The following is a 6,264-nucleotide window of genomic DNA, read 5'->3' on the forward strand; positions in this document are numbered from 1 at the left end:
AATGTCCAGTGTGCTGATGACCAATGCCGATTGCGTCAACGAAGGCCGCCGCTTCGAGGCCGACGTGCTGATCCGCGCTGGCCGCATCGAGGCGATTGGCGCCGATCTGCAGTCGTACGTGGCCGATCGGGTGATCGATGCCAAGGGCAAATTGCTGATTCCTGGCATGATCGACGATCAGGTGCATTTTCGCGAGCCTGGGCTGACGCACAAGGCCGACTTCGCCAGTGAGTCGCGCGCGGCGGTGGCCGGCGGCATTACCAGCTTCATGGAGATGCCGAACTCGCGGCCGCCGACGCTGAGCCTTGAGGCGCTGGAGGCCAAGCATACCCGCGCCGCCGAGGTCTCGCGCGCCAATTACAGCTTCTATCTCGGCGCTAGCAACGACAACCTCGAGGTGATTCGCTCGGTGCAGGTGGGGCAGGGATGCGGCGTCAAGGTGTTCATGGGCGCCTCGACCGGCAACATGCTGGTCGACGACGAGGCCACGCTCGACGCTATCTTCCGCGATAGCCCGCTGCTGATCGCGACCCATTGCGAGGATACGCCGATGATCCTCGCCAACGAGGCCGAGTATCGTGCCCGCTACGGCGAGGAGGTGCCGATCGCCGCGCATCCGCTGATCCGCTCGGAAGCGGCCTGCTTCAAGTCGTCGTCGTTGGCGATCGAGCTTGCCCAGCGCCACGATGCGCGACTGCATGTGTTGCATCTGACCACCGCCAAGGAACTTGCGCAGTTCAGCCCTGGACCTGTCTCCGGTAAGCGCCTCACCGCCGAGGCCTGCGTCCACCACCTCTATTTCGACGAGCGTGATTACGCTGAGAAAGGCAACTTGATCAAGTGCAACCCGGCCATCAAACGCCCGAAGGACCGCGAGGCGCTACTCAACGCATTGGCTGAGGATCGCATCGACGTGGTCGCGACCGATCACGCCCCGCATACCCTCGAGGAAAAGGGCCAGCGCTATTTCAAGGCGCCAGCCGGGCTGCCGCTGGTGCAGGATGCGCTGCCCACGCTGCTGGAGCATGTGCATAACGGTTGGCTGACCCTGGAGCAGGCGGTGGCCAAGACCAGCCATGCGGTGGCCGAGTGTTACCGAATCCAGGAGCGCGGCTACCTGCGCGAGGGCTACTGGGCCGACTTGACCCTCATCGATCTGCAGGCGCCCTATCAGGTCGAGCGCGCGCAGGTGCTGGCCAAATGCGGCTGGTCACCCTTCGAGGGGCGTCGGCTGCGCTCGCGCGTCCTCACCACGCTGGTCAATGGTGAGGTCGCCTTCGAGGCCGGGCCGTCGGGAGGCTGTGTTTACGACCAGGTTCGCGGTCAGCGGTTGCGTTTTGGGCGTCAGCGTTGAAGACTACACCAGGATTCAATGCTGCGGGCCTCCTCGGTGGGGGCTGCTTTGTTGGTCGTCTCATTCTCTTGTTGACGTCGCGCCCGCTTATCGTGGATCTTCGTCTCTAGCCGACGGTCTCTTCATCGAGAAGCAACACTGATGTCTCTCCCTCTATTATCCGATACTAGCCCGAGACTTGCGCGCGTGCTCACAAACGGCACGACAGTGTTTGTCGTGGGCCTGCTCTGTGTCTTGGTGTTGGCGATGTTGCCGAGCGCTGTCAGTGCTGTTGCCAGTGATGGTTCGGTGAAGGCTGCTAGCCAGCAGGGCCTGTTCAAGGACGACAGCCAAGACTGCATGCGCTGCCACTGGATGGAGACCATGGCTTACCGCGATCGAGAGACCCGCAAGATCGTCAACCTGTCGATCGACACCGAGGCTTACAGCCATTCGGTGCATTTCGAGCTGGCCTGCAGCGACTGTCATGCGCGCGGCTATGCGCATTATCCACATCGCAGTAGTAGCGCGGATGAGGATTTGCAGTGCGTGAGCTGCCATGAGCAACACCAAGACGAGGGCGCGCCAAATCTGATCGGACTCGAGCACGAGTACGAGAAGAGCGTCCACGTGACCGAAGATGTCGAGGATTTCTCCTGTTTCTCCTGCCATAACGCCCATACCTTCAAACCGGCCGGTGGGCGCGAGCCGATCGCCGAGGTGGTCGAGCGGACCAATGGGGTCTGCCTGAGCTGTCACGAAGATCTGCTGACGCCGGTGCCAAAGGGACATGAATGGCTGCCGAGGCCGCAAGCACACTGGAACGCGGTGCGCTGTCTGGACTGTCACACGCCGGTGGAAGGGCGGGTGCCGGAGCGACCCTCGCACAATGTGCTGGCCGCCGCCGAGAGCAATCAGCTCTGTGTGGAATGCCATACCAAGGGCTCGGAACTCCTGAGCCAGCTCTACAACTACCGAGCCGAGCAGGAGCGCGAGCAAAAGGGGTTTTTCTCGCGGGCGCTCTATAACGAGTCCTACATCGTCGGCATGTCGCGCAACAGTCTGTTGGATTGGATCAGCCTGATCGTGATCTTCTTGACCCTGCTCGGGGTGGCCGCTCATGGTTACGCTCGCTACCGCGCCTATCGCAAACGGGAGGTCTCGCAATGACCGCGCTCTATCTGTATCCGATCTGGCTGCGGCTCTGGCATTGGGTCAACGCACTGCTGTTCCTGACCCTGATCGTCACCGGCGTGAGCATGCACTACAGCCTGCATTGGCTGGTATCATTCGACACCGCAGTGCCGGTGCACAACACCTGTGGTGTGCTGCTGACCTTCTCCTGGTTGGCGTTCGTCGCTGGTAACATCTGGGGCGGTAACGGTAAGCATTACCTGATCAATATCCGCACGCTGCCCCAGGCGCTGATCGCCCAGACGCGTTATTACCTCCACGGCATCTTCGTCGCCGCGCCGCATCCGTTCCATGTCAGCGCCGAGCATAAGCTCAATGCGTTGCAGTCGCTGAGCTACATTGGCGTGATGTTTGGGCTAATGCCAATTCTGATCCTCAGCGGCTGGTCGTTCCTGTTCTCAACCGCGTTGCCTGAGACGCTGTTTGGGGTTGGTACCGTCTGGATCATCGCAATGGTGCATTTGGCCACCAGTTGGATGCTGGCACTGTTCCTGATCGTGCATGTCTACATCATCACCACCGGCGAGACACCAACGACTAATCTGAAGGCGATGATCACCGGTTGGCACAAGGAGCGCTCGAGCGGCTGATGTTGCCGACGTTATCGCCGTACCGCCTCCCACGTTGGTCCGCTGGCCGCCAGGGCTCAGCGCATTGCACTCTCCGAGATTCAAGATCATGAACATCCGCTCCCTCTTCGCAACCAAGACGCGCCGCCGCATCGCGCTCGTGCTCGCCGTCATCCTGGTGCCAGCGGTGCTCTACAAGGTGGTCTATCCGCTGTTCTTCGAAGCCTACACGGGGGTGGAGAATGCGCGGCTCACCTATGACACGCGCAAGCTGAGCGATGCGGAGTTTGAGCAGTTGGCGTTGGAGCTGACCAAGCAAACCCGCCGCGAGCGGGCTGCGGCAACCGTGCGTCAGGATCAGGACAGCTTCGCGCGCGAGGTCAAGATCGACATCCTGATGAATACCCCCTCGTTCTTCGAAGAGGCTGACTATCAGCACATTGAGTATTTCCGCGAGGCGGGCATCCGCGAGTACAAAGGTCCCGAGACCTGTCTCGACTGCCACGAGACCATGGACATCACCCATGAGGATGGAACCGTTGAGACAGTGGATACCTTGGAGAACATCGTCAACACGGTGCACTTCAAGTTTCAGAGTGCCGCAGGCGGTGCCTTCTCCACTTACGGCTATGATGGTCGTCAGGTCAATGCCGAGGGGGCGCGCAAGATCCCGGTGGGCAAGATCAACCGCGCCTGCGGTATCCCCGGCAGCTTCTCCTGGACCGGTTGGGCGGCACTAATCGAGAGTCGGCCCGAGCATGAGCTCGCCGCTGAGGCCCAGTCCTCGCCGATCGACGGCGGTGCTGAGACTGCCTCGAGTGTTGAGTCGAGCGCCGGGCCGACGCTTGCGGTGAATGATGGCGGCAGCGAGGGTCATCCCACCAGCGATGAGGTCGTGCTACGCAGCGAGGGCTGCGGGCAGTGTCATATCGGCGGCAACTACCATCCGGCCACCGAGAAAATGATGCCGGTCGGGGACGTGCCGGATGAGACCAAGGAAGGGATCGATTGCCTGATCTGTCATGCCGCTGAGTACGACATGGATCAACGTTATGTGATTCTGGACGAGACCGGCCTGCGTTGGAACCAGGATCGCAGCATGCGCTCGGCCATGACCGTTGGCCGCGCCACCAATCAGAACTGCCTCAACTGCCATCAGCACAACATGGGTGGTGATGCCTACATCCATAACGTTGCGGCCAAGCACTTGGGCAAGCAGCATCAGCGGCTGTTGCACACCGGCGCCAAGCGTGGCAATCCGTTCAGTCCGCAGGATGACGTCCACGCGGCCGCGGGCATCAAGTGCACCGATTGCCATGAGCCCGAGGGCCACAAGATCCCACGCGGGGGTAAGGGCGTCGACCTGGTTGCGACCGACCTGCCAGAAAAGGATGTAACTTGCGAAAGCTGTCACTCCCGCGCCCCACATAACCTCTCCGACCACCGTGCGCTGCTCAACGGCCATGTCGCGCGGCTTGCCTGCGAGACTTGCCACATCACGCAGCTGCAAGACAACAACGTGGTGCTGCGCGACTGGGTGCATCCAACCTGGGACGCCGAGGAGGGCATCTGGACGCCGACCGACATCTATCGCTCCGGCGAGCCCGGCAAGGGCATGATGTACCTCTGGTTCAATGGCAACGGCACCTTCCTGGCCAACGCCTTGGGCAGCAATCCGGAGGGCGATGGCAGCTATAACCCGCTGATGCAGCAGATCGCCCATATCGACGACCCCGAGGTGATCGCGGCGGTGCGCGCCCAGGCTCAAGAACTCAAAACGCAGTACCCAGACATCGATGTCGAACGCTACGTCGAGCGGGCCACCGATCCGCTCTCGCAGCTCTCGCCCGAGATGCTCGAGAAGCGCCGTCAGATGGTCAGCGAGAATCTGCGCGCGGCGATGGACGAAGGCGAGAGCCGCATCTATCCTTTCAAGCCCTTCAACGCGATGATGTACGAGGACATGAACAACCAGGGGCCGTTCGGGGCGATGATCCTACCGTTCGACTACGCCACCTACTACGAGACCGGCGATTCGCGTGCGGCGGTTGCTAAAGCGATCCAAGACCCGATCGTCCAACGCATGTACCAAGAGCCCTTCAAGCTCTACATGATGGATGAGTTCATGGCCTACTTTGGCGTTGAGGGCGGCTGGAAGACCCTCTACCCGCTGACCGAAGACGGCCAGCTCGGCCCGCAGGTGGAACCGCACTGGATGCGGCAGATGGGCACCCTGATGGTCAATCACGGTATCCAACGTGAGGGCCACAGTTGCAAGGCCTGCCACGAGCCGAATGGAATCATCGACTATGCCGCCCTCGGCTATCCGCCAGAGCGGGTTGCTGAGCTGTCATCGCTCGAACTCATCGAGGACATCGAACCCTAGGCGCAAGTCAAGGAAGCCGGAAAGAAAGACGCTCAGATCAAGCGTTGGCGCACTCTCGCTCAGTTGGAAAGAAAGCCGCTATTCTCAATATCGGGCACCCGGCCGCTGCGCAACATCCGAATCTGATCATTTTTTGGACGCGGCTTGAAGAGTCGGGGTACGCATAGATAATGACGCCAGAGTTCATGGCGAACAGGGTGGGTTCCTGCTTTGCCGATCCCTTGCCAGTCATCGCCGGTATGCGCGGCCTTGAAGTCCCGGTTCTGGCCGAAGGCATAGATCCGAAAGACGCCGTTTGGGGTACAGCGAATGCCCTCGAAGGTCAGGTTACGCGCACCGGTGCGCGATTCGGCGATGAGGGTGTAACGCACGACGCCATCGCTCTCTGTCGCCAGACTGGCTCGATCGAGAAAATAGGTGAAGTGTTCATCGGGACGATCCAACGGGATTTGGATCAGGTTGCTCTCTTGGGGCCAGGTTGGGAGGTTCACGGGGCCTTCCTGCCACTTGGCGCCTGGCTTGATGCTCTTGGGCACGACCTCCTCGGCGCCGAAGACAAACGGCGATTCGGCGCCGGCTGAGCCAACCGTGGTCAGCAGCACCAAGACAACAACGAGTTTCGATAAACGCATGTTCAAAACGGGAATGATCGCTTAGACGCTGTATAGGAAGCCGCTCAAGCGAATTTAATTATTAGATCTGCAATCAATCACGAATTAATCTACTCGAAAGCAATTTGATTATCGCAGAGTTGACGCAGCAAAAGCCGAGATGATGCAAGG

General features: G+C 60.5%; 5 protein-coding genes. 4 read left to right on the forward strand and 1 reads right to left on the reverse strand.

The genetic code is table 11. The features are described from left to right. Nucleotide 1: 1 nt before the first annotated feature. The 4 genes from CCR82_RS16725 (at nucleotide 2) to CCR82_RS16740 (ending at nucleotide 5,482) form a co-directional block, all read left to right on the forward strand. On the forward strand, nucleotides 2-1,354 hold the full coding sequence (locus tag CCR82_RS16725) for a dihydroorotase (RefSeq protein WP_201246950.1): 1,353 nt from the start codon (nucleotides 2-4) through the stop codon (nucleotides 1,352-1,354). A gap of 216 nt (nucleotides 1,355-1,570) precedes the next feature. After that, on the forward strand, nucleotides 1,571-2,503 hold the full coding sequence (locus CCR82_RS16730; protein ID WP_201246951.1) for a cytochrome c3 family protein: 933 nt from the start codon (nucleotides 1,571-1,573) through the stop codon (nucleotides 2,501-2,503). Continuing rightward, nucleotides 2,500-3,117, forward strand: a complete 618-nt coding sequence (locus CCR82_RS16735; protein WP_201246952.1) for a cytochrome b/b6 domain-containing protein — start codon at nucleotides 2,500-2,502, stop codon at nucleotides 3,115-3,117. Before CCR82_RS16730 ends, CCR82_RS16735 begins: the two co-directional genes overlap by 4 nt. Nucleotides 3,118-3,205: 88 nt before the next feature. After that, the gene (locus CCR82_RS16740) at nucleotides 3,206-5,482 is read left to right on the forward strand and encodes a cytochrome c3 family protein (RefSeq protein ID WP_242513560.1); all 2,277 of its coding nucleotides are present in this window, start codon (nucleotides 3,206-3,208) and stop codon (nucleotides 5,480-5,482) included. Between the two features lie 59 nt (nucleotides 5,483-5,541). On the opposite strand, the gene CCR82_RS16745 is transcribed toward CCR82_RS16740, so the two are convergent. Continuing rightward, nucleotides 5,542-6,114 carry a CNP1-like family protein gene (locus CCR82_RS16745; protein ID WP_201246953.1) on the reverse strand — a complete coding sequence of 191 codons (573 nt, stop codon included), beginning with the start codon at nucleotides 6,112-6,114 and terminating at the stop codon, nucleotides 5,542-5,544. Nucleotides 6,115-6,264: the final 150 nt, after the last annotated feature.

The sequence above is a fragment of the Halochromatium salexigens genome (assembly GCF_016653295.1).
In the GTDB taxonomy this organism is placed as follows: domain Bacteria; phylum Pseudomonadota; class Gammaproteobacteria; order Chromatiales; family Chromatiaceae; genus Lamprobacter; species Lamprobacter salexigens.

Coding starts and splice junctions, on each gene's coding strand:
- CCR82_RS16745 (WP_201246953.1), bottom strand. CDS start 6,114: ATGCGTTTATCGAAACTCGTTGTTGTCTTGGTGCTGCTGACCACGGTT.
- CCR82_RS16725 (WP_201246950.1), top strand. CDS start 2: ATGTCCAGTGTGCTGATGACCAATGCCGATTGCGTCAACGAAGGCCGC.
- CCR82_RS16735 (WP_201246952.1), top strand. CDS start 2,500: ATGACCGCGCTCTATCTGTATCCGATCTGGCTGCGGCTCTGGCATTGG.
- CCR82_RS16740 (WP_242513560.1), top strand. CDS start 3,206: ATGAACATCCGCTCCCTCTTCGCAACCAAGACGCGCCGCCGCATCGCG.